The organism is Actinomadura sp. NPDC000600 (assembly GCF_040492135.1).
Taxonomy (GTDB): Bacteria; Actinomycetota; Actinomycetes; order Streptosporangiales; family Streptosporangiaceae; genus Spirillospora.
In genome coordinates, this window is record NZ_JBEUPD010000002.1 from 155,948 (window position 1) to 177,699 (window position 21,752).

Below are 21,752 nucleotides of genomic sequence, written 5' to 3' on the forward strand. Positions count from 1 at the left end.
AACGAGATGAACCCCCGCATCGCCTTCGTCGCCGCCCCCGTCCTCACCTTCACCTACGGCGTGATCCGCATCCTCGACGGCCTGGACGGCAGCCGTGGTCCCGGGCTCGCCTGGACCACCGGCCACCTGGCCTTCATCGGCGCCCTGGTGTTCTTCGCCATGACGTTCCATGAGATCCGGAGGCTGGCCGGTCGCGGACGCCTGGCCACCGGACTGGTCGCCGCCGGATACATCGGCATCACCACGCTGATCGCCCAGTTCACCATCGACCTCGTCGTGGGGTTCCGGTCGGCCGACCACGCCGCGATGGACGTGATGTTCGATCAGGTCCAGTCGGTTCCCGGGGTACAGCAGGTCGTCTACGGCTTCGGGCCGCTGCTGTTCTTCGTCGCCCAGATCGGACTGGTCCTCCAGCTGGCGATCCAGCGCCGCGTCAAGGCGTGGATGCCCGTCCTGGTGATCGCCGACGTCCTGGTGCCGTTCGTGGAGAAGGACCTCATGCCGCTGGGCGCCGCCTGCCTGCTGATCTCCTTCCTGGCGCTGGCCCGCGTCTCCCGCGCGTCCCGCCCGGCCGGCGGTCGGCACCGCGTGGACGAGTCCGCCGTGCCGGCCGCCGCGTGATGAGGGGAGAATGCCGAGTCGTGTCCCTTCTCGACCGGCTGCGCGCCATCCCGGCACGCCGGCTGGACCTGGCGCTCGCCGCGCTCGTCCTGGCGGCCCAGCTCTGGCCGCTTCTCTCCAGCCCGGGATCGTGGAGCTGGTGGGGGTACGCCGTCGTGCTCGCGGCGGCCGTGCCCCTGGTGTGGCGGCGGCGCGCGCCGGTGGCCGTGCTCATGGTCGTCCTCGTCACCGTCTCCCTCTACGACCTGTCGGACCGGGTCGCCGCCCAGCCGGTCTGGTACGGCGCCCTGGTGGCGATCTACTCCACCGCCGCCTACGCCTCCCGGTGGCCGCGCATGATCGCGCTGGCCGTCGCCACCGCCGGCGGGCTCGCGTTCACCGGATCGTCCGACACGGCGGTGCGCGGCGTCGTGCTGTTCGTCGCCGCCTACGCCGTCGGCCGGGCCGCGGCCGTCTCCCGGAGCCACGCCGCCGCGCTGGAGGAGCGGGCGGCCCAGCTCCAGCGCGAACGCCAGGTCGAGGTCGAGCGGGCCGCGGAACGCGAGCGGGCGCGCATCGCCAGGGACATGCACGACATCCTGGCCCACGCGGTCAGCCTCATGGTCGTCCAGGCCGAGGCCGGCCCGGTCGTGGTGCGCAGCGACCCCGACCGCGCAGAGGCCGCGTTCGACGCGATCGCCGCCTCGGGGCGCGACGCGATGGTGCAGCTCCGCCGGCTGCTCGGCGTGCTCAAGGAGGGCGAGGGCCCGCGCGAGCCGCAGCCCACGCTCGCCGACCTGCCCGACCTCACCGGCCACGTCGCGGGTCCCGGGCTGACCGTGAACCACTCCGTCACCGGGACCCCGGTCCCGCTCCCCGGCGACGTGGACGTCGCGGCCTACCGGGTGACCCAGGAGGCGCTCACCAACATCGTCAAGCACGCCGGAGCCACCCGCGCCGACATCCGATTCGACTGGCAGGACGACGAACTCGTGATCCGCATCACCGACGACGGCAAGGGGGTGCCGCACGCGCTTCCCCACGGCGGCAACGGCCTGATCGGCATCCGAGAGCGCGCCGCCGCCTGCCGCGGCACCGCCTCGGCGGGACCGCGCCCCGACGGCCCCGGCTTCGAGGTCGTCGTCCGGCTGCCGCTCGGGGGCGCGGCATGAGCGGTCTGCGCGTCGTCGTCGCCGACGACCAGGAACTCGTCCGGGCCGGGTTCGGCATGATCCTCGAAGCCCAGCCCGACATCGAGGTCGTCGCCGAGGCCGGGGACGGGATCGAGGCGGTCGAGGCGGCCCGCGTCCACGAGCCGGACGTGCTGCTGCTCGACATCCGGATGCCCCGCATGGACGGCATCGAGGCGGCCGGGATCGTCTCGGTCCAGACGGCGTGCCGGGTGCTCATGCTGACCACGTTCGACCTCGACGACTACGTGTTCGAAGCGCTGCGGGCGGGCGCGAGCGGGTTCCTGCTCAAGGACGTCCGGCGGGACGACCTCGTGCACGCCGTGCGCGTGGTGGCGGCCGGCGAGTCGCTGCTGGCCCCCTCGGTCACCCGCAAGCTGATCGCCGAGTTCACCTCCCGGTCTCCGGCCGCGAAGCCGCCGGCCGGAGAGCTCGACGTGCTGACCGCCCGGGAGCGGGAGACCCTGCGAATGATCGCCCTGGGGCAGTCCAACGCCGAGATCGCCGCCACGATGGTCCTCAGTGAGCACACCGTGAAGACCCATGTCAGCAGCATCCTCACCAAGCTCGGCGTGCGGGATCGGGTGCAGGCCGTGATCGCGGCCTACGAGGGCGGCCTGGTCGTGCCGGGGTCCCGGTGACGACACGGTGGCGAGCGGCGCGTGGCCACCGCGGCGTCCCAGGACCCCGGGCCGCCCCGCCGCGAACCACGACCTGCGGACCGGTGCCGTGCTCGCGAGCGGCTCTAGGCGCCGGCCTGTTGCACGGCGTTCTCGAGGGTCGGGGAGCCGGGCGCTGGACGGATGCCGACCGCGTGCGGCGGCAGGGCGCGCTCGGTGCACAGCAAGATGATCGCCCCGGTCAGGACCATCAGCGCCAGTACCGCCCACAGCTGCCATGACCCCGTCTCCAGCAGGAATCCCAGGAGCAGGGGCGCGATCGTGCGGCAGAGCGACCAGGACAGTTGGTAGACCGACAGGTACCGTCCGCGCAGGTGGTCGGGGGCGGCCTGCACCGACAGGCCCTGCGCGGGCACGGAGTGGATGAGTTCGCCGCTGGTGTAGAGCACCGCGACCGCCAGGACGGCGACGAGGGCGGTCGTGCCGCCGAAGAGTCCGGGGATGAGCGCGAAGGCGGCGAAGGACGCCGCGAAGATGGTCGCGCCGAGCGCCGAGGTGCGGGGGCGTCTCCCTCGCATGGTGAGGCGTGCGACCGGTACGCCGAGCGCGGCGACCAGCGCGGTGTTGAGCGCGAACACGCCTCCTGCGAGGGCGGCGGGCAGGCCGATGTCGCGGGTGAGGAAGACCGGCAGCGCCATGGCCTGTGCGGTGTAGCCGAAGGCGATCAGGAAGTTGGCGGCGGCGATGAGCAGGTAGGGCCGATCGGTGAGCACCTGCCGGTATCCCTGCTGCTTCTCGGGCGGTCGCCGTGCACCGTCGTGGACGGCCGGGATCCTGGCCACCAAGCCGGTGGCCAGGACGAACAGCGAGGCCAGGACCATCGCGGCCGTGGTGAAACCGGTGTTTCCGTCGACCGCCAGCAGGGCGGCGGCCGCGATGCTGCCCAGCCCCATGCCGCCGTTGCGGAGGCTGCGGTCCCAGGCCAGCAGCCGGTCGCGTTCGGTGCCCTGGGCGATCTCGCCGATGAGCGCGTGCTGGCTCGGCGTGGAGGCCCACATCCCCACCGCGACCACCACTGCGACCGCCACGAAGGACGGGTAGGTGTCGGCGAAGGGGTAGGCGGCGAACCCGGCGGCGCGCAGTACCAGCGCGCACATGACCACGCGCTTGGCCCCCATGCGGTCGATGAGGGCCCCGGCGACCGGCATGAACGCCAGCGCGCACAGCCCGGCGAGGCTGAGGCCGGCACCGATCGCCGTCAGGGACAGCCCCGTCAGCGCATGAACGAACAGCATGGTCAGCGGGACGTAGATGCCGTCGCCGACCGACCCGACGAGTGCGGCGGCGTAGAGGCGGCGGCGCGTGGACGCGTTCGAGTCAGCTGAAGTCGAGCGCACCCCGTGCCCGCTTCATCTCGGCGAACGGCCCCGTCCCGGCGAGGGTCCGCACGGCCTCGAACAGCCGGACGGCCTGCTCGCCCTTCGGGATGGCGTTCAGGACGGGCCCGAAGAACGTCGCCCCGTCGAGGGTGATGAGAGGCGTGCCGCCTTCCTCGCCCATGGCGTCCTGCGCGGCCTTGTGCCTGGCGCGCAGAGCCGTGTCGAACTCCTCGCTGCGGGCGGCTTCGGCCAGCGATGCGGGCAGACCCGACTCCTCCAGGGCCTCGGGGATGACCGTGTCGAAGTCCTTGTTGCCTTGCGCGTGTATGCGCGTGCCGAGCGCGGTGTACAGGTCGCGCAGGACCGCGGCGCCGTGGCCGATCTCGGCGGCCGTGCACACCCGGGCCGGGCCCCAGGCGCGGTCGTTGAACTCGCGGTACCAGGGCTCGATCTCGCGGTGCTCGTTGAGCACCGACAGGCTCATGATCCGGAAGCTCAGGTCGACCGGCCGCAGCCGCTCGACCTCGAGCAGCCACCGGGAGGTGATCCAGGCGAACGGGCAGCTGGCGTCGAAGTAGCACACGACCTGCACGGCCTGCCGAAGCGCAAGATTATCTTCCATGGAAGCTAATATAACTTCCAAGGAAGATATAATCAACGCCATGGACCCTGACGCCACCGACGCGATCGTCGCCCAGTGGAACCGCGAGCGCCCCGACCTGGACGCCAGCCCGATGCTGGTCATCGGCCGCCTCTTCCGCCTCACCGACGCGGTCGACCAGCGGCTCCGCCCGCTCTTCGCCGCCGCGGACCTCGGCAACGGCGACTTCGACGTCCTCGCGGCACTGCGCCGGTCCGGCGCGCCCTACACCCTGTCCGCGGGAGAGCTGAGCCGTGCCGTCCTGGTCACCACCGGCGCGATCACCAAGCGCGTCGACCGGCTCGAAGCCCGCGGCCTGGTCGGCAGGACCGTCGCCGAGAACGACTCGCGCGGACGACTCGTCACCCTCACCGCCGAGGGCGTCGCGCTGACCGACGACCTCATGGCCGCCCACCTGGACAACCAGCGCCGCGTCCTGGCCGGGCTCAGCGCGCCGGAACAGGAGCGACTGGCCGCCCTGCTCCGACGCCTCGCCTCGTCCCTCGACAATTGAGCACTTTCACGTCCGGCCGGACCGCCGAGCGAGCGGTGCGCGATTGACAGCGGCCCCTGAGCGCCGGACGCGGGCGGGTGGTCCTGTTCCGGGGGCCGCGACGCCTTGGCCGAACCCACGAAACGACGTGCCGCTCGTGGTGGCGGCGAACGAAGAGCCGGGGCCTCGCCGACCCTATGCTCGTCGGGAGTCGAGCAAGGAGGACACCGGTGTCGAAGCTGGACGAGATCGGTGCGTGGCTGCGACACCGGTTGGCGGACCTGCTCGCCGAGAACGGGGTGCCCGGGGCGGCGGTGGCGGTCTGCGCCGGCGACGAGACGGTGGACGCCGCGGCCGGGATGCTGAACACGGCCACGGGCGTCGAGGCGACCGTCGACTCCCTCTTCCAGATCGGCTCGATCACGAAGGTGCTGACCGCGACGCTGGCCATGCAGCTGGTCGACGAGGGGAAGCTGGACCTCGACGCTCCGGCGCGGACGTATCTCCCCGAGTTCCGGATCGGCGACGAGCGGGCGGCAGAGCGGATCACCGTGCGGCAGCTGATGTGCCACGTCGCGGGATTCGAGGGGGACGTCTTCACCGACACGGGCAAGGGCGACGACTGCCTGGAGAAGTACCTGGGCGTCCTGCGCCAGGTGCCGCAGCTGTTCGAGCCCGGCGAGATGTTCTCGTACAACAACGCCGCCTACTGCGTACTGGGCCGGATCGTCGAGGTCGTACGGGGGAAGCCGTTCGACGCCTGCATGAGGGCGCACCTGTTCACGCCGCTGGGCCTGACCCACGCCGCGAACGACCCGTACGAGGCGATCATTCACCGCGCGGCGGTGGGGCATATCGAGGAGGCGCCGGGCGCCCGGCTCCGGCCGGCTTCCGTCTGGGCGCTGGCGCGCTCGAACGCGCCGGCCGGGTCGATGCTGGCGATGCGCCCCCGCGACCTGCTGGCCTTCACGCGCATGCACCTTGCCGGCGGGCTCGGCCCGGACGGCGGTTCCGTGCTGAGCCGGGCGAGCGTCAGGGCCATGCGGCAGCCGCAGGTCGGACTGCCCGACATCGGCTGGGGCACCGCCTGGGGCTTGGGGTGGGAGCTCTACGACCTTCCGGGCGGCGCCGTCTTCGGCCACGACGGCAACACCATCGGCCAGTCGGCGTTCCTGCGCGCGGCGCCGGAGCGAGACGTGGCCGTGGCGATCGTCACCAACGGCGGCTCGCCGCAGCCGGTGTACCGCGAGATCGCGGGCCGTGTGCTCCGCGAGCTCGGCGGTGTCGAACCGCCCGGGCCGCCGGCGCCCGATCCGGCTGCGCCCCCGCTGGACGCGTCCCGGTACGTCGGCACCTACAGGTCGGGCACGTGTGAGACCGCGGTGAGCCAGGACGAGGAGGGGCGGGTCTGGCTGGAGCGCACTCCCACCGGGATCACCGCCGAGCTGGGCGAGGCGCCCTACCGGACGGAGCTGGTCGCCTGGCGCGGCGATGCGCTGCTCCCGGTCGAACCCGAGCGCGGCGTCCGCGCGCCGCTCGCGTTCCTCGGTGACGACGGAGAGGGGCATGCGGCCTACCTCCACACGGGCCGAGCCGACAGACGCGTTTCGCCGGCCTGAGCCCTGCGCGTGAGCGCGCGAGTGTCGATGCCTCCGGCTCAGTCGATTCCGTGCATCGCTCAAGCATCGTGACTCACACCGCGGGCCAACCTGTCCGGTCGGCCATCATTGGCGCGCAAGCTTGGGATACGGCGATGAAATCGAGCAGACGCCCGCCACGGAGAGTGCTGATCCGATGACTCGGCCCGGGAGTAGGGCCCCGCGTCCATGTTGTGTACCCCCTACGGGATCCGCCGTAGACCGGCTCCACCCCCCACCCCACCCAACGCTCGCCTAACCATCCCATCCCGCTTCCCGATCACCTAATCGCGCGGCCCGCGTCGCTGGGGGTGCCAAGGAGTTCGCACCTTAGGAACCACCCCAGCGTGCGCGGCCCCGACGAGCCATGCCTGTAGGAGCCTGGCCGCTAGCTGCGGGCCGGCGGGTCGGCGATCAGTTGGTCGAACAGCCTCCACAGGCGGTCGGCGTTGGCGGCGTCCAGTGCGTAGGGGAGGTAATAGACGTAGGGCGGGCCGTCGTCCCGCGTCCAGAGTGCGGCGACCGCGCAGGCTCGGAGGTATCTGCCGCCGACTCCGTCCAGTTCGGGAGCCACGGCCGCCCAGGCGGACGTGGCCGCACCCTGTGCGGGCGTCTTCCACCCGGACGGCCGGTCCACGTCCCAGCTACGTGCGGATCTTCGGACGATATGTGGCGCCGCAGGTCGGTCTTGCTCACGCCCGGCATGACCGCGTCCGCCGCCGGCACATCGACCGCAAGACCTCCGGCATCCGGACGTCGGCGAGATCACGTCCTGTACGAGAGCCTCGACATCGGCCTGGAGGGCCAGCGGCTGGCGATCTCCAGGCCGTCCCCGGCACCACCGACCAGGAGAAGATGAGGCTGCTGTCCTACGCGTCCCGGTCGAGGTCGGCGGCCGCACCGCGACACCGTGGTCAGCCGCACCGCCGACCTCCTGCGCGAGGTGTGGTACGAGAGTGTGGTCCCCACGGCCGTCGGCGGCGGGCTCTTCGACGGCTGGGAGCGCCTCTACGCCGGTGCGCGGCAGATCAGCCAATGGACGATCGCGGTCCTTCGGACCATCGGGACACGTCCGGCGGCAGTCCGCTTTCCGGCTCCGAATGAGCCATTCCAATGATCGACAACCCGCCGTCAAGATCACATACTGCGCGGTTACATCTTCCGTCGAATGATGGTCCCCGGCCGGGTCCGCCGATTATCATCGAATGGCCCGGTAGTGACGCAGATCGTGGGTGCCGATGCGGCCCGTGAGGGGGTGGCCACGGGCTATGAACAGGGGTCATCCCGGATGACAACACCAAGAATGGTCCGCGGCCCGGCGGCCAGACGATTTGTCATTGCACTCGCCATTATCGCGCTGGGCGCCTTGGCCGGCCGTGCCGCCGGAGCCGGACGGGTCGAGAATCTGGTCAACGGCCATCCGTATTTCCTCGCCGTCACGGCATTGCTCGCCATCGGGCTCTACAGCAGCACCCACGGGATCGACAACGCGCGGATGCGCGCGGACCTGCGCGTTGTGGTGCTCGCGGTCACCGTGGGAGTGCTGGTCAAAGCCACGATCATCACGCTGGTCATGGTGGCGCTGTTCCCCGGGCCCGAGGCGCTGGTGCTCGGCGTGGCGGTCGCGCAGATCGACCCGCTCTCGGTCGCCGCGCTCCAGCACTCCTCGCGGCTGTCCTCGCGCGGCAGGACGCTGCTGCTGGCGTGGGCATCGTTCGACGATCCGGTCACGACGCTGCTGACCGTCTACGCCGCGACGCTGGCGGTGGCGGCCTACGACATCGACCGCACCGGCGAGTTGGCCGCGCTCCAGGGCGGCGGCCTGGGCGCCTTTCTGCTCGGGGTGGCCGCCAACGTGGCCTTCGCGGCGGTGGTCTGCGGGTCGTGGTGGGTGCTGCGGAGGTGGCGTCCGGGCACGGTCACCGGCTTCGCGGTCGGCTGCGGTTTGCTGCTGGCCGCGGCCGTCGTGGCGGTCTCCCAGTTCTGGATGCTCGGTGTGGCGCTCATCGGCCTCTTCGTCCGGCCGGTCCTGGCCAGGGCCCCGGAGACGTTCGAACGCCGGCTCGCGCAGCTGACCCAGGTCGCCCTGCTGCTGGCCGTGCTCGGCGTCGGCTTCCTGCTGTCGGTGCGGGTGCTGTTCGCCGCCGGGATCGTGCTCGGCGTGACCGCGTTCGCGGCGCATGCGCTCGTCAGCCTTCCGCTGACGCGCGGGCAGGACGCCGATGACCGCGCCCAGTTGGCGGTTGCGCAGCAGAACGGCATCACGGCGATCGCCCTCGCGCTCCTGCTCACCCCGCTGTTCCCCGGCGTGGTAGCGACCGTCGCGCCCGCGATCGTCGTCATCAACGCGCTGCACGCCATCACCAACGCCGGCTACGACCGCGCCGGCTCCTGGGCGGCCGTCCGGGACCGGCTCGTCCGGCTGGTCCCGTCCCGCCGGAAGAGCCGCATCGGTGCCGGGAAGGCGCGAGTGCCGCCGACTCCACCCCGGCCCGGCGACGAGCAGCCCGTCCGCTCCTCCGGGCCCCGTGCCGACCGATGACGTCCCAGCGACCGCAGGGAGGCAACGACGTGCAGGGCGAGGCGACCGGATCCGTGGCGGTCCAGCGGGTCTGGGACCGGCAGAGCGTCTGGTCGCAAAGCGCCGACCGGCTCAACCGGCTGATCGGCCGGACCCGGCTGGCCAGCCTGGTGCTCGGCGCGGCCGCTGCGGTGATGGGCGCGGCGGCCGCCCAGACGATGGACTTCGGGCTGCTCGGCGAGATCCTCGCCTTCGGCGCCGCCGTCGCCGCCGCGCTGGTCCCGCTGACCGCACGGTCCGCGGGGCCGGACGCCCTCCGCGACTGGACGCGCCTCCGCTCGATCTCCGAGGCACTGAAATCGGAGGTGTACGTCCACCTGGCGGGGGCGGGCCGGTACCGGGGCGCGCCTGGCCCCGGTCCGCTGCTGGACGAGGCCGAACGAATCGAAGCCGACGGCACCGACCTGCTCCCCTGCCTCGCCGGCATCGAGCCGGTCGCCCGGACGCCCCCCGCGGTCTCCGGCATCGGCTCCTACGTGACCGAGCGGATTCAGGGGCAAGTGGACGGCTACTACCGGCCCAAGGCGCTGCGGATGGGCCGCAGCGTCCGGATCGTCCGCCGGATCGAGTCCGCGCTGGGCGCTGCTGGCGCCGTTGTCGGCGCGGTCGCGGGAGCCTTCCAGGTGGGGGAGATCGCCGCCTGGGTCGCCGTGTCCGCCATGCTGGCCGCCGCCGTCGGCACGCACGCGGCCGCCGCCAAGTACGAGTACCGGCAACTGGAGTACACCAGGACCGCCGAGCAGCTGACCCGGCTGCTGGCCCGGCGCGAGCGGAACGCCCCGTCCACCGGGGACGATGACGCCTTCGTCGCCGAATGCGAGCTCGTCATCTCCGCCCAGAACGATGCATGGATGGCGAAGGTCTCTGGAAACGACGCCCCTGCCCTGCCCTGAGCCGCGTCCGTGTCTCAGCGGTCGGCGATCGCCTGCGCGAGCGTGTTCATCGCCGCCTCCGCCACGGCGACCTTGGCCTGGTCGAGGGTCACGCCGATCAGGGCGTCGTCCTCTCCCAGCCGTCGGTAGTACAGCGCGCCGGCCTCGACGTCGAGGACCACGCGCTGCAGCACCCCGCCGAGCAGCGGGAGGAGGGTGCGGTCCATCCGGTTGCTGGTGATGTAGGTCAGCTTGCCGATGCGCTCGTAGTGCTTCCTGCGCGTGTCGTGGTTGGTGTGGACGGTCAGCGCCGCCAGCTTGGGATGCCGGAGCAGGTCCGCCGACCGGACCGGCTCGGCTCCCTCCAGGTACATCACGTAGTGCAGCGCCTCGGGGCTGAGCGCGGCGCGGAAGTGGCCGCCGAGCTCCGGATGGGCCCCGCCGAGCCCGAGCTCGTCGATGTACGGCTCGTCGTCGGCCAGGTCGGCTTCCTCGACCTCCACGTCGTACTCGGTGTGCGCACCGCCCGGGTTCTGATGGCCGCCGTAGCCGCGGGCGAGCCGCACCAGGTCGCACAACTGCCCCATGGCGGCGTCGGCCTCGTCCGCCGGTGTCTCCGCGAGGACCGCGCCCACCAGGTACTCCCCGGCGAAGGGCGAGTGGTAGAAGACCGCCCCGTCGCCGACGTCGAACACGCACCGGATCAGGCGGCCGCTCCGGACCGGCACGAACGCCTTGTCGAGGCGGGCCACGACGTAGTGCAACTGCTGGCCGCTGGCGTGCAGCGACTCACGCTTGCGCTTGGCGTCGTCCGGGGAGTCGATGCCGGGCTCGTCCTCGGAGTCGAAGGTGTCCTGCCAGAACTGCTGGTTGCCCTGGATGTAGTACGCGACGTACTGCACCGTGTGGCGTTCCAGCGCCTGCCGGGCCAGGCCCTTGAGCTTCTCCAGGCCGGTCGCCGACAGGTTCGGCTGCCCCCCAGTGATCCTCAGCCTCGGCCCGCTGCCGTTATCGGGGACCTCTACCGTCATCACACACCCCGTTCCGCGCCGCCGCGTTCTCTTCCCGCGCTTCTCACGTCGCCGGAATCTCAATGTCGATGTCCTTGCGCAGGCCGCCGTCCAGGCTGTCGTCGGTCCCGGTCTTCCTGTCCTCGGTCACCTGCAGGTTGGTGTAGGCGATCTGGCTGAGCGGATGGCGGGGCCCCAGCCGGTCCTTGTAGCTGTCGTAGGCGTGGCCTTCGCGCTCTGAGGCGGCCTCGGCCTTTCCGACCGCCGCCAGCGCGTTGGCGAACCCGATTTCCGCGGCGAGCGTGAACGAATGCTCCGGCCCGACGTTGACGTCGTCGTGCAGCGCCCGCCACGCCTTCTCGGCGTTGGGCAGGGCCTCGATGAGCTGGCCGCAGAGGCGTGCGTACACGGCGAGGTTGGCCTGGCATGCGCGGGTGAACGGATGCGACTCTCCGAAGACCTCCCGGTAGAGCCGCAGATTGAGCCGCCCGCGTTCGAGCGCGTCGACGCTCCTGCCGGAAGCCGCCTGAGCCGCTGCGACGCTGACGGCGCAGGAGAGGGTGGCCGGGTGGTGGGGACCGTAGAACTGCCGGCTCCGGTGCCAGGTGTCGGTGATGGAGGCGAGTGCCTCTTCCGCCTCGCCTTCGTATCGCCGGGTGACGGCCAGGGCCTGTTCCGCTCGCAGGGCCGGGGGAGTGGTGTTCCCCCCGGTGGAGCGGAGCATGGCCAGGACCTCCTCAAGGTGGCTCCTGGCGTTGGCGTATTCACCCATGTCCCGGTAGTCGATGCTGAGCATGATCAGCGTGTGCCAGGTTTCCGGCGCCTGCTCGCCCAGCACCCGGCACCGGGTCTCATAGATCGAGCGGTCCAGCTCCATCGCCGCCTTGGTGGCACTGATCAGCCTGAGCGCGACTGCGAGGTTGTTGGCCTCGCGCAGCGTGTCGGGGTGCTCCTCACCGAGCCGCTGGCGGAACGACTCCAGGGTCCGCTGGTCCAGCAGGGCCGCCTCGCCGAACCGTCCCTGCGCGCGCAGGTCGGCGCCGGCGGCACGCTGGATCTTCAGGCCGAGCAGATGGTTGGCCGGCAGTTTCTCCGCGCGCAGCCGCCCGGCCTCCTCGTCCCAGCGGGTGGCCTCGGCGTACCGGCCCAGCTCGCGCAGCGCGTTGGCGAGTTCGAGGAGCAGCTCCAGCCGGTGACGGTCGCCTTCCCCGAAGTCGTCCGTCCAGCGGACGCGCAACTGGTCGCCCAGGTCGAAGGCCACCTGCCAGTCGTTGGTCAGGTACAGGTGCCTGACCTGCCGGACGGCCCACGCGCGCACGGTGTCGGCGGCTTTCACCGTGTCGCCGAGCTCGCATGCCGCCACGTGCCGCTGCAGCTCCCGGTGGCGCCGCTCCCGGAGGGGACTGGGCGCCTCGTCGCCGGGCACGAACGCCGCCAGCACGGACTGCGCGGAGGTGCGGGCCGCGAGCCGCTCCTCCGCTGTCATCCGGTCGTGGACGATCCCCAGCGTGTGCGGGTGCACGCACAGCCGGCCGAGCTGCTGGTCGACCCGGATCAGCGAGTAGCGCTTGAGCGTCTGGACGACCTCGTCGACGGTCACGTCGAGACCCACGTCCGGGTCGTGCTCCCCGATCTGTTCGCGCATCCCGACGGAGCGGACCAGCTCCGTGGCGACACCGTCCGGGGACAGGTACACGCAGAGGCGCAGCAGCCAGAGCGCCGCCGCCCGCTCGTCGGCGAGGCGGTCCAGGGACAGCTCCGCGGGCCGCTCCTCGTCGGCCGGGACGGTGATCTCGCCGGCGTCGCCGAGTATGTCGAGGAGCTGGTTGACGAGCGCCCGGGGCGTGCGGTCGGTGGGCGGGCCTTCCTGGCTCTGCGCCGCCGACCAGCTCGTGGCGACCCACCCCGCCGCCTGGTCGATGGCGAGCGGATGGTCGTTGAGGCGCTCGGCCACCCGGTCGGCCATCGCCTGGGTGACGTCCATCTGCCCGATGCGCGCCAGGAAGAGCCGGATGCTTTCGGCGCGCTCGAAACGGTCGACGGGCAGGACGGTATGCCCGGCCGCGGCCCAGCCCGCATGCCGGGACGTCACCAGCACGTTTCCCGGCCCGCCGGACGGCATGAGGCCGCGGAGCCCGTCCGGGTCGTCGGCGCCGTCGTAGATCAGCAGCCACCGGTCCGGGCCGTCGCCGGCGCCCAGTGCCTCCAGGACCTGGTCGACGGCGTCGTGGGCGTCGGTGGAGGCGCCCTTGCGCAGCCGCGGAAGCAGCTCCGCCAGCTTGGTCCGCACGTGGTGGACGTCCTCGGCGGGAAGCCACCAGATCACGTCATAGTCGTGGGCGAACAGCCATGCGTACATCGCCGCGACGCTGCTCTTCCCGATCGCCGTCGGGCCGGTGAGCACCGTGGGGCGCCCAGTGCCGCGGTTCAGCCGCAGCGCCTCCCGGAGGTCGCGCAGGAGGCCGTCCCGTCCGACGAAGCTCTTCGCGGGAGCGCTGACCTCCCGGATCCTCGGGGGGCGCTTCGGGAAGCGGGGGGCGTCGGGCGCGTCAGGGACGCGCGGCTCGAGCCGGTCGGTGAAGGTGAAGGAGGTGAGCAGCTCCCGCTGCACGGCCTCGGGCTCCGTCCCGTACGGCACCAGGTCGACGTCGACGATCCAGGACAGGATCTCGCCGAGCGCGCCCTCTCGGACCCGGACGCCGACCAGCCGCTGGTCCTCGCGCGCGCGGCTGCCCGACCTCAGGTCGGCGATCAGGCCCGCCGCCTCGTCGAGTTCGGGCGCCTCCAGCAGGTCCGGCGAGAGCAGCACGATGGTGGTCTCGACGGGCGCGCCCGGTGTGCCGTGAGGTCTGACCCGCAGGCGCGCGCTCTGCAGGACCCACGTCATCCATTCCGCCCACGGGCTGTCCGCCACGCAGGACAGGATCGCCACGTCGTACGCGGTCGCCACCGGCTGGGCGGTTAGGTGGCGCTTCAGTGCCGTCCGGGTCTGCTCCGGGCGCGGCTTCGCTGCGGTCTCGGGATCTCCGGTGATGGCCTGGGCGAGTGTCTCGTAGGCCTTGAGCGCCGTCCCCGGCTCGTTGGGGTCCTCGGCGATGGCCGCGATGATCGGGTGCCGTCGGAAGTAGGGCGACTCCGGGACGGTGACCCCGCCCCAGTACCGCGCCCGCTTGACCTCGTCGGGCTCCTGGAGCAGCCGGTCGAACCGACTGCGGGCGAAGCGCTTCATATCCTCGACGGCGTTCCGGTCGTCCCTCATCGGCACCGGCAGCACTCTGACGGGGCCTTCGGCGCGGTGCTCGGTGAGTCCGCGCAGCACCCGCGTCTGCTCAGCGGCGTCGGCGATGTCCTGGGCGTAGCCGAGCCTGAAGCAGGCCACCAGTACGTCGGCGAGGTGGGTGACGCCGAGCTGGGCGACGGTGTATCGCCCCCAGAGGTTGTCGAGCAGGACGTAGTCGTACCCGCTTTCCGTAAGCTCGGTGCGCAGCGAGCTGAGGAAGTGGAGGCCGGGCCTGCTCTCGATGAACAGCTTCCATTCGAAGCTCTCCGTCTCGGCCCAGTAAGTGTTGTCGGAACGCCGGCCGGGGCCGAGGTAGGCCAGCTTCCCCGCGAGGTCGAATTCGAGCCCGGCGTCGGGCCAGCCGAGCGTCAGGATGTGCTGGCCGATCCGCCCGTGCCGCTCCCACAGCGCGTCGAGAGTGAGGTCGGTGTCGCGCCGGGCGACGTCCCAGTAGTTCTGCACGACATCGAAGATCCCCGGTTGCTCATCGGCGATCTCCTCGCTCGGGAAGAATTTGGCGAGGTATTGATCGACGGAAGGGCGCTGCGCGCCGATGGCCCAGTCGGCGATGAGCACATTGTGGCCGTGGTCTGCCAGTATCCATGCCGTGTTCGCCAGCGCCATGGAGCAGCCGATTCCCGGCTGGCCGCCATGGAATGCGATGATCTTTCCTGTGGATGCCGCGGCGGGCACCTCACCGTGCCGTGGAGTCACCCTCGCCCCCGCCCTGGGACACAAGTGCACAACCGTTGAGAAATGCTATGGATAGCTCATGTTATATCCACTCCGCTCGCCTGCTCACCTCTTACCGTGACATCCGGCCAAACGATCACGTGATCGTAGTTTAGGGCTGTCCCAAAACCGTAGATACATGGCCACATCAGGTCGTTTTGGGCTTGTTTGGATCGCTGATGTGCGGTGATGGCCAGACTTTTATGGCGCGGGAAAGCTGTTGTCCGCACTTCGGTGCGGTCATCGGCGTCTCATCCCTTACGATGAGAACGAAAAGTCAACGGCCGTCCCCGACCCTCCGTCCCGGACCCCGCGCAGGCCTTGCCCAGAGCAGGCCTTGCCCAGGGCTGAGTTGTTCCGCGCATGCGAGGTGACGTGAAGACCTACTTCTTCACAAGCTACGCCCGGGGTACGGACCAGGCATGGGTCGGTCGGTTCCACACCGACCTAGAACGCGAGGTGCGCGTCCGGCGCGGCCCATTCGCCGAAGGGCGGCTGGCCGAAGCGGAGACCGCCGGCGTCCACGTGGCCGCCGAGTCCGCGGCGATGGTCGCGTTGATCTCCGGCGGCTATCTCCGCGACTCGTACTGCGGCCGCGAATGGGCGATCTTCGAGGAGCGGTTCGCGCCGCGGCGGGAGACGCGCGACCTGTGCCTCATACCCGTCCGATGGCGGCCGCTGGACCCGGCCGCCGTACTGCCGACGATCATGCGGCCGATGCCGGACGCCTGGACGTCCGCGGACATCGAGTCCTCCACCCGCTCCGGGGTGCTGGAACTCATGCGCACCCATCAGCTCGAAGGGGAGAGCGGCTACTATGCCGTGGTGCGCGCGGTCGCGGCGCGGATCCTCGCAGCCCAGCTCGTCGACCTCGCTCCGCTTGACTCGAAGACGGCGGCGGCCACCGGGCCCGCGTTCGGCGACCGCGCCGAGCAGGGGACCACCGAGCCGGTGTCGGCGCGGTCCGAAACTGAGGACCCGCCGCACACCGTGGCGATCAGCTATGTCGGGGCCGACCAGCCCTGGGCCGAGTATCTCGGCAACCTGCTGCGCACCTACAACTACGACGTCGAACTGGTCCGCTGGAACGCCGGCCGGAGCGAGCCACTGAACGACTCCGTCGCCCGCGCCCGCAGCAGCGGGGAACGGGTCGTCGCCGTGCTCTCCCAGAACTTCGTCGCCCCGCACATGGAGGCGCTGGTGCGCGAGGACGACCTCGGCTGGGAGGAGGCCCTGACCGCGCCCCCAGGGAGCGGCGCCCCCGTCATCCCCGTCCAGGTCGACAGCAGCCCTCTGCCCGGCGGCCTCAGCAAGCGCGCCATCCGCATGCACGGCCTCGACGACGCGATGATCAGAACGTTCCTCGACGCGGTCCGAAGACGCCCAGCCTGACCGGCCGGCCCCATGACCCCCTACTTTCCGACCCTGCCCGATCCGCTGCGCCTCCCCGGCACGCCTCCGCCAGTCTGTCGCCGCGGCCCGCGCGACCCCCACTTCACAGGTCGCGACGACGAACTGGAGCGGGTCAGTGAACTCTTGTGCGAGGAGCGGGTCCTGGTCGTCGACGGCGACGGGCTGGAGCAGTCCGGCAAGTCCGCGTTCGCGCTGGAGTACTGCCACCGGTTCGGCCAGCGCTACAACATGATCTGGTGGTTCGACTGCCGCGCCGAAGACGGCCTCGACGCGCAGGAGGACGCCTTCCGGGAGCAGGCAGGGGACGCGCTCCGGTCGCAGCGGTGGCGGCTGAGCGTGTACGACGGCGTGCGGTCCGCCGCGGACGTGGACGGCCACCTGCCCGGCGGACCGGCGCACGTGCTGCTGACCTCCCACGGCGCCCACAGGCCCCATGACCGCGGTGTCCCGGATGTCCGGACCTTCCCGCTGGGCGCGCTGACCCGGGAAGAGTCGATCATGCTGCTGATGCGAAAGGCGCCGGCACTGGACCCGGCTCAGGCGAGGCGTCTCGCCGAAGCGGTCTGCCACTGGCCCGCGCTGCTCGGCGAACTGGGAGACCGGCTTGTGGAGAGGCCGGACCTCGACGTGGACACATGCCTCGGCCTGATCGGTCTGGGCCGTCGCGTGCACTCCCTCGCATCGGCGGTGCCGGCTCCCCGCCTTCCTCCAATGGAGGAGCCCGCGACTGTGGGGGAACCGCTGCCTGCGGGGGAGCCGCCGCCGGTGGAGGCACCACCGTCACCGTCGCGCAAGAAGGTGCCGATGGCGCTCGTGGCGCAGCTCGTCAACGCGATGGCCGAGGTCCGGGCCCTGAACCACGACGGCATCGGCCTATGGATCGAGGTCATTGAAGACCGGTTCGAGCCATTGGACGTCCAGCGCGACGGAATGCGCGCCACACTTGTCAGGATGACCAATCGCGCTCTCGCTCACGAGAACGGGCAGATGCTCGAAGGAATGCTCGAAGCCCTCGGCGTCGTAGCGCCCGCAAATGAGCCCGGGGTGCCCCAGGTGGCCGAAATCATCGGCCAGATAAAGCGCATCCGTTACCCCTGATCGTCCGCGACGCCCGGAGAGCCTCATGTCCGAGACCCCCTACGCCTTTTTCGTCAGCTACGCGCGCCACGTGGACCAGGACCTCGTCGCCGAGTTCTTCGACGATCTGGATGTGGAAGTGCGGCTGCTGCTCGGCCGCGACCGGAAGGACGCCGGTTTCCTCGATCGCGAGGGGCTGTATCCGGGCGATGACTGGGAGCAGGTCCTCATCGAGCGGGCCCGCACCGCGCATTCCATGATCGCTCTGTTGTCCGCCGATTACGGCAGGAGTCGCTGGTGCGGCCGCGAATGGGGCATCTTCGCCGAGCGGATCGAGCGGCTGAACGCGCCGCCCGGGGCGCCGCATGCCCGCTGCCTGATGCCGTTTCGCTGGTCCGGGGCGGCGACGCCGCCCGCCGCGGTGGCCAAGCTGCACAGCACCCATCGAGGCCTGGGCGGCGACCTGCTGATCGACCTCAAGAGGGCGGGCGGGCCCCCGTACCTGAAGGCGGTGGCCAAGATCGCACGCTGGATCGCCGGGGCCGACGCGCTCGCGCTGCCGCCGCTCGGCCGGGCTGAGGCCCGCGCGGTGCCGCCCGCGTTCGGTGACCCGTCGACACCGGCGTCACCGCCGCCGCTCCCCGCCGCGGCTCCCGGGCGCGTGCCAATGCAACTCAAGGAGCGCCTCGTGAACGCGCTGTACATGGTGGGTCCGATCCGGTCCGGGGAGATCGGAGAATTGATCCGGCTGGTCGAGGATGAGGTGGGCATCCTGGACATCGGCGGCAACGGGCCCAGGGCCCGGCTGGTCTCGCTGGTCCAGCGTGCGCTCGCGCATGAGGACACGACGATGCTCGACAGCATGCTGGCCGGCCTCCGCGTCCAGGCACCCGGGAACGACCCCGCGCTGCCGCGCGTCGCCGAGCTCATCCGGCAGATCAAGGACATCCGCTACCCCTGACCGCGGCCCGCGGTGGGTTCGGCCCATTAACGCGTCATTCCATATCGTCCTCGAACGCAGACTGGAAAGCGGCGACGGCATCGGATGAGTTTGTGTCAAGTGACACAAAGAAGCGTTCCAGGGCGTGCGCCAGCACGGAATCCTCGAGATCATCCAGGGCGTGCAGGGGTATGGCGCTGACATCGAGCAGAAGGTCGGGTGAGTCCGCTCCAGCATCGGGCATGGGTACACCTCCGAATCGATGTTATTTTGTGATGGGGCTCACCGCGACGGACTATCGGGTAAGGGACGGCCCGTTTTCGCCCGGAACGGGAGGCGAAACGGCCGGCGCCGTGCCGGGATACGGATCCGGATGACAATGAAAACCTCTTCTGAGGCGTTGCCGCACCCGCCGTTCGGCGACGCCTGGCCGGCGGCGCTGGACGTTCGCGCGCTGCTGGACGGTGGCTGGCGGCCGACCCCGTTCCGTCAGTTCGTGCTGAAGGTCTTCAGCCGCTGCGACCTGGCGTGCGACCACTGCTACGTCTACGAGATGCGCGACCAGAGCTGGCGGGGCCGCCCGCGCGCCATGCCGCGCGAGGTCCTCGACCGGGCCGCCGAGCGCATCGCCGACCATGTCGCAACCCACGACCTCGACTCCGTCACGCTCGTCCTGCACGGCGGCGAGCCGCTGCTGGCCGGCACCGGCCTGCTCGGCGACGCCGTCCGCACGACCCGCGACGCGGTGCGCCGAGCAGCGGGCCCCGGCCCGGATGGCCGCCACCGGGTGCGCGCCGTCGTGCAGACCAACGGCGTCCGGCTCGGCACGCGCGAGCTTGGGCTGTTCGACGAGTTGAACGTCCGCGTAGGGGTCAGCCTCGACGGCGCGCAGGCCGCCCATGACCGGCGCCGCCGCCACGCCGACGGGCGAGGCAGTCACGCCGAGGTCCAGGCGGCACTCGACCGGCTCTCCTCCGACCGCTACCGCCACCTGTTCGCCGGGCTGCTGTGCACGGTCGACCTGCGCAACGACCCGGTGGAGACCTACGAGGCCCTGCTGCGCCACGGCCCGCCCACCGTCGACCTGCTGCTGCCGCACGCGAACTGGTCGGAGCCGCCCCCCGGACAGGGCGATCCCTGCACGACCCCGTACGGCGACTGGCTGGCCGCGGTGTTCGATCGCTGGTATGCGGCGCCGCGGCGGGAGACCGGTGTGCGGCTTTTGGAGGAGATCCTTCAGATGCTGCTGGGCGGGGCGTCCAGCAGCGAGGCGATCGGGCTGTCCCCCGTCGGCGTCGTCGTGATCGAGACAGACGGGGCCATCGAGCAGTCCGACAGCCTCAAATCCGCATTCCCCGGCGCGCCCCGAACGGGAAGGCATGTGTTCGTCGACTCTTTCGACGAGGTACTGCTGTCGCCGTTCGTCGCGGCCCGCCAGATCGGGCTGCGCGCGTTGTGCCCGACCTGCTCGTCCTGCCCGGTGAATAAGGTGTGCGGGGGCGGGCATTACGCTCACCGTTACAGTGACGGAAACGGTTTCCTGAACCCTTCGGTGTATTGCTCCGACCTTCTCCGGCTCATCATGCACATTCGTGCCAGGGTCGCCGCCGACCTTCCCCGGACGGCCGCGAGACGAAAGGTGTGCGATGGAGATCCGCTACCACCGACCGCCAGCTGACCTCCTCCGGGAATTGGCCGCGGGTGGTGGCGGCGTCCGCGCGATGCGCATGCTCGGCGAGATCCAGGCCAGTCGGAACCTGCTGCTGGTGCGCGGCGTGGTGGAGACGGCGCGTGCGTTTGGCGGCCCAGGCACGGCGTGGCGGGTCCAGGCGGCCTACGGGATGCTCGCCGACCTGCAGGCTGCCCATCCGGAGGCGGTCCGGCAGGTGATCTGCCACCCTGCGGTCGGTGCATGGGCCGGCCGCGCCATCCGGGACGCGCGGCTCCGCCGCTCGCACGGCGGCCTGGAGCGGCTGGGCGCGCTCGCCGCCGCGGCGGCGGTCCGGGCCGGCGCCCGCACCACCGTGATCGTCCCAGCGCCGGGCGGACGGCTGATGCTGCCGTCGCTGGGCATGGCCGTGCCGGCCCCCGCCTCGCGCGCGACGGTACGGGTGGCGGGCGGCCACGCGGTCGTCGAGGCGTCCGGCGCGCGGGTCGCGATCCCCGCCGATCCGGAGTCGGACGCGTCCGGTTGGCTCGGGCTGCGCCGTCTCACGGTGTCCTCCGGCGATCTGTCCCTCGACGTGCTGGTCGACGACCTCGACCCGTACCGCCTCCCCGGCATGCCGGTGCGCGCCCGGCTCCCGGGGCCGGAACTGGCCCGCTGGGAGGACGATCTCGCGGCGGCCTGGCGGATCCTCGTGCACCGCCATCGCCCCGCCGCCGAGGAGGTCGGCGCGGGAATCCGGGTGGTGACGCCGCTCGCCGGCGACGGCACCGGACAGGTCAGCGCAAGCTCCCGCGAGGCGCACGGGAGCCTCGCGTTCTCCACCACCGGCAGGGCGCGAGATCTGGCCCTGATCCTCGCCCATGAGGTGCAGCACGCCAAGCTCGCGGCACTGATCGAGGCGGTCCCGATGATCCGTTCCGACCATGACCGCCGGTACTACGCGCCGTGGCGGGAAGATCCCCGCCCGGTCTACGGTCTGCTCCAGGGCGCCTACGCCCACCTCGGCGTGGCGGGTTTCTGGCGGCGGGAGCGCCGCCGGTCACCGGGCGACATGCACGCGCACACCGAGTTCGAACGCTGGCGCAGGGCGGCGCTGCTCGCGTCCGAAAGCCTTCTCGACGGGCGCGGCCTGACACCGGACGGCGCTGGCTTCGTCGGAGGCATGGCGGACACCTTGCAGCTGTGGGGGCGCGAACCGGTGCCCGCTCCGGCGATGCGGCTGGCCCGCCGCAAGGCCGCCCGCCACCGCGCCCTCTGGCTCCGCCGCCACGGCCACCACCTCGCAGCCCCCAGGAACCAGGGATGATCACCCCGGCCTGGCGCCTCGCCTCCGGCGGGCTGGAACACGGACCCTGCTGAGCCGCTGAGCCCGCGCCGGAGCAGCCCCGAGGGAACGCGAAGCACCGATCGAGGGGGCTCGGCAGTGAGCGACGTGATCCTCCACAAGCCATCCCGCTGACAGCAGGAGCGGCTCCTGGCATGCTGAGGAACACCTCACGGACTGCTCGGCTACCAGCGTGTCAGCCAGTCGCTTATGGTGTCGGCCTACCGCTCGGTCCACGGTTGCGTCCACGGAGGTGGTGTATGAGTTTGACCTGGTCAGAGGGCGTGGCGTCGTG

At 71.3% G+C, this 21,752-nt stretch carries 18 protein-coding genes; 12 read left to right on the top strand and 6 right to left on the bottom strand.

The window, feature by feature from the left end; all coding sequences use genetic code 11:
* The first annotated feature begins 6 nt into the window (after positions 1-6).
* Genes ABWI07_RS03525 through ABWI07_RS03535 form a run of 3 tightly spaced genes read left to right on the top strand, consistent with a single transcriptional unit; the run spans position 7 to position 2,431 of the window.
* Positions 7-621: a hypothetical protein gene (locus ABWI07_RS03525; RefSeq protein ID WP_353817596.1), complete on the top strand. Its 615-nt coding sequence runs from the start codon at positions 7-9 to the stop codon at positions 619-621.
* Between the two features lie 20 nt (positions 622-641).
* Positions 642-1,772, top strand: coding sequence for a sensor histidine kinase (locus ABWI07_RS03530; protein ID WP_353817597.1), 1,131 nt, complete (start codon positions 642-644; stop codon positions 1,770-1,772).
* Positions 1,769-2,431 (top strand): response regulator, encoded by a 663-nt coding sequence (locus tag ABWI07_RS03535; RefSeq protein ID WP_149261940.1) that lies wholly within the window; start codon positions 1,769-1,771, stop codon positions 2,429-2,431. The genes ABWI07_RS03530 and ABWI07_RS03535 overlap by 4 nt, the downstream gene beginning before the upstream one ends.
* Positions 2,432-2,535: 104 nt before the next feature.
* On the opposite strand, the gene ABWI07_RS03540 is transcribed toward ABWI07_RS03535, so the two are convergent.
* Together ABWI07_RS03540 and ABWI07_RS03545 are read right to left on the bottom strand one after the other, a co-directional pair.
* The gene (locus ABWI07_RS03540) at positions 2,536-3,807 is read right to left on the bottom strand and encodes an MFS transporter (RefSeq protein ID WP_353817598.1); all 1,272 of its coding nucleotides are present in this window, start codon (positions 3,805-3,807) and stop codon (positions 2,536-2,538) included.
* Complete coding sequence (locus tag ABWI07_RS03545; protein ID WP_353817599.1) at positions 3,788-4,411, bottom strand: mycothiol-dependent nitroreductase Rv2466c family protein; 624 nt, start codon at positions 4,409-4,411, stop codon at positions 3,788-3,790. The genes ABWI07_RS03540 and ABWI07_RS03545 overlap by 20 nt, the downstream gene beginning before the upstream one ends.
* Positions 4,412-4,451: 40 nt before the next feature.
* On the opposite strand from ABWI07_RS03545, the gene ABWI07_RS03550 reads away from it, so the two are divergent.
* Together ABWI07_RS03550 and ABWI07_RS03555 are read left to right on the top strand one after the other, a co-directional pair.
* Positions 4,452-4,943 carry a MarR family winged helix-turn-helix transcriptional regulator gene (locus tag ABWI07_RS03550; RefSeq protein ID WP_149261937.1) on the top strand — a complete coding sequence of 164 codons (492 nt, stop codon included), beginning with the start codon at positions 4,452-4,454 and terminating at the stop codon, positions 4,941-4,943.
* A gap of 209 nt (positions 4,944-5,152) precedes the next feature.
* Positions 5,153-6,541 (top strand): serine hydrolase domain-containing protein, encoded by a 1,389-nt coding sequence (locus ABWI07_RS03555; RefSeq protein ID WP_353817600.1) that lies wholly within the window; start codon positions 5,153-5,155, stop codon positions 6,539-6,541.
* A 406-nt stretch (positions 6,542-6,947) separates the two neighbouring features.
* Here the strand turns inward: ABWI07_RS03555 and ABWI07_RS03560 are convergent, their stop codons facing one another.
* Positions 6,948-7,196: a hypothetical protein gene (locus ABWI07_RS03560; protein WP_353817601.1), complete on the bottom strand. Its 249-nt coding sequence runs from the start codon at positions 7,194-7,196 to the stop codon at positions 6,948-6,950.
* A 729-nt stretch (positions 7,197-7,925) separates the two neighbouring features.
* Between ABWI07_RS03560 and ABWI07_RS03565 the strand changes: the two genes are divergently transcribed.
* On the top strand, positions 7,926-9,101 hold the full coding sequence (locus ABWI07_RS03565) for a hypothetical protein (RefSeq protein WP_353817602.1): 1,176 nt from the start codon (positions 7,926-7,928) through the stop codon (positions 9,099-9,101).
* Entirely contained in the window at positions 9,098-10,033 is a 936-nt protein-coding gene (locus ABWI07_RS03570; RefSeq protein WP_149261934.1) for a DUF4231 domain-containing protein, read from the top strand. Before ABWI07_RS03565 ends, ABWI07_RS03570 begins: the two co-directional genes overlap by 4 nt.
* A 14-nt stretch (positions 10,034-10,047) precedes the next feature.
* Here ABWI07_RS03570 and ABWI07_RS03575 read toward each other — a convergent pair whose 3' ends face one another.
* Positions 10,048-11,043, bottom strand: a complete 996-nt coding sequence (locus ABWI07_RS03575; protein WP_149261933.1) for a hypothetical protein — start codon at positions 11,041-11,043, stop codon at positions 10,048-10,050.
* A 43-nt stretch (positions 11,044-11,086) separates the two neighbouring features.
* Positions 11,087-14,926: an FxSxx-COOH system tetratricopeptide repeat protein gene (gene fxsT / locus ABWI07_RS03580; RefSeq protein WP_353817603.1), complete on the bottom strand. Its 3,840-nt coding sequence runs from the start codon at positions 14,924-14,926 to the stop codon at positions 11,087-11,089.
* Between the two features lie 483 nt (positions 14,927-15,409).
* Between fxsT and ABWI07_RS03585 the strand changes: the two genes are divergently transcribed.
* From ABWI07_RS03585 to ABWI07_RS03595, 3 genes are read left to right on the top strand one after another with little or no spacing between them, the layout of a single operon-like run.
* Positions 15,410-16,426: a TIR domain-containing protein gene (locus tag ABWI07_RS03585; protein ID WP_353817604.1), complete on the top strand. Its 1,017-nt coding sequence runs from the start codon at positions 15,410-15,412 to the stop codon at positions 16,424-16,426.
* 12 nt (positions 16,427-16,438) lie between these two features.
* Positions 16,439-17,545: a tetratricopeptide repeat-containing protein gene (locus ABWI07_RS03590; protein ID WP_149261930.1), complete on the top strand. Its 1,107-nt coding sequence runs from the start codon at positions 16,439-16,441 to the stop codon at positions 17,543-17,545.
* A 25-nt stretch (positions 17,546-17,570) separates the two neighbouring features.
* Positions 17,571-18,485 carry a TIR domain-containing protein gene (locus ABWI07_RS03595; protein WP_353817605.1) on the top strand — a complete coding sequence of 305 codons (915 nt, stop codon included), beginning with the start codon at positions 17,571-17,573 and terminating at the stop codon, positions 18,483-18,485.
* 34 nt (positions 18,486-18,519) lie between these two features.
* On the opposite strand, the gene fxsA is transcribed toward ABWI07_RS03595, so the two are convergent.
* Positions 18,520-18,708: an FxSxx-COOH cyclophane-containing RiPP peptide gene (gene fxsA / locus ABWI07_RS03600; RefSeq protein WP_149261928.1), complete on the bottom strand. Its 189-nt coding sequence runs from the start codon at positions 18,706-18,708 to the stop codon at positions 18,520-18,522.
* A gap of 135 nt (positions 18,709-18,843) precedes the next feature.
* Here fxsA and ABWI07_RS03605 point away from each other — a divergent pair, with 135 nt between their 5' ends.
* Positions 18,844-20,142 (top strand): FxsB family cyclophane-forming radical SAM/SPASM peptide maturase, encoded by a 1,299-nt coding sequence (locus ABWI07_RS03605; protein ID WP_149261927.1) that lies wholly within the window; start codon positions 18,844-18,846, stop codon positions 20,140-20,142.
* Positions 20,111-21,439, top strand: coding sequence for an HEXXH motif domain-containing protein (locus ABWI07_RS03610; RefSeq protein WP_149261926.1), 1,329 nt, complete (start codon positions 20,111-20,113; stop codon positions 21,437-21,439). The genes ABWI07_RS03605 and ABWI07_RS03610 overlap by 32 nt, the downstream gene beginning before the upstream one ends.
* Positions 21,440-21,752: the final 313 nt, after the last annotated feature.

Coding starts and splice junctions, on each gene's coding strand:
- ABWI07_RS03525 (WP_353817596.1), top strand. CDS start 7: ATGAACCCCCGCATCGCCTTCGTCGCCGCCCCCGTCCTCACCTTCACC.
- ABWI07_RS03535 (WP_149261940.1), top strand. CDS start 1,769: ATGAGCGGTCTGCGCGTCGTCGTCGCCGACGACCAGGAACTCGTCCGG.
- ABWI07_RS03545 (WP_353817599.1), bottom strand. CDS start 4,411: ATGGAAGATAATCTTGCGCTTCGGCAGGCCGTGCAGGTCGTGTGCTAC.
- ABWI07_RS03550 (WP_149261937.1), top strand. CDS start 4,452: ATGGACCCTGACGCCACCGACGCGATCGTCGCCCAGTGGAACCGCGAG.
- ABWI07_RS03570 (WP_149261934.1), top strand. CDS start 9,098: ATGACGTCCCAGCGACCGCAGGGAGGCAACGACGTGCAGGGCGAGGCG.
- ABWI07_RS03575 (WP_149261933.1), bottom strand. CDS start 11,043: ATGACGGTAGAGGTCCCCGATAACGGCAGCGGGCCGAGGCTGAGGATC.
- fxsT (WP_353817603.1), bottom strand. CDS start 14,926: ATGGCGCTGGCGAACACGGCATGGATACTGGCAGACCACGGCCACAAT.
- ABWI07_RS03590 (WP_149261930.1), top strand. CDS start 16,439: ATGACCCCCTACTTTCCGACCCTGCCCGATCCGCTGCGCCTCCCCGGC.
- ABWI07_RS03595 (WP_353817605.1), top strand. CDS start 17,571: ATGTCCGAGACCCCCTACGCCTTTTTCGTCAGCTACGCGCGCCACGTG.
- fxsA (WP_149261928.1), bottom strand. CDS start 18,708: ATGCCCGATGCTGGAGCGGACTCACCCGACCTTCTGCTCGATGTCAGC.
- ABWI07_RS03605 (WP_149261927.1), top strand. CDS start 18,844: ATGAAAACCTCTTCTGAGGCGTTGCCGCACCCGCCGTTCGGCGACGCC.
- ABWI07_RS03610 (WP_149261926.1), top strand. CDS start 20,111: ATGGAGATCCGCTACCACCGACCGCCAGCTGACCTCCTCCGGGAATTG.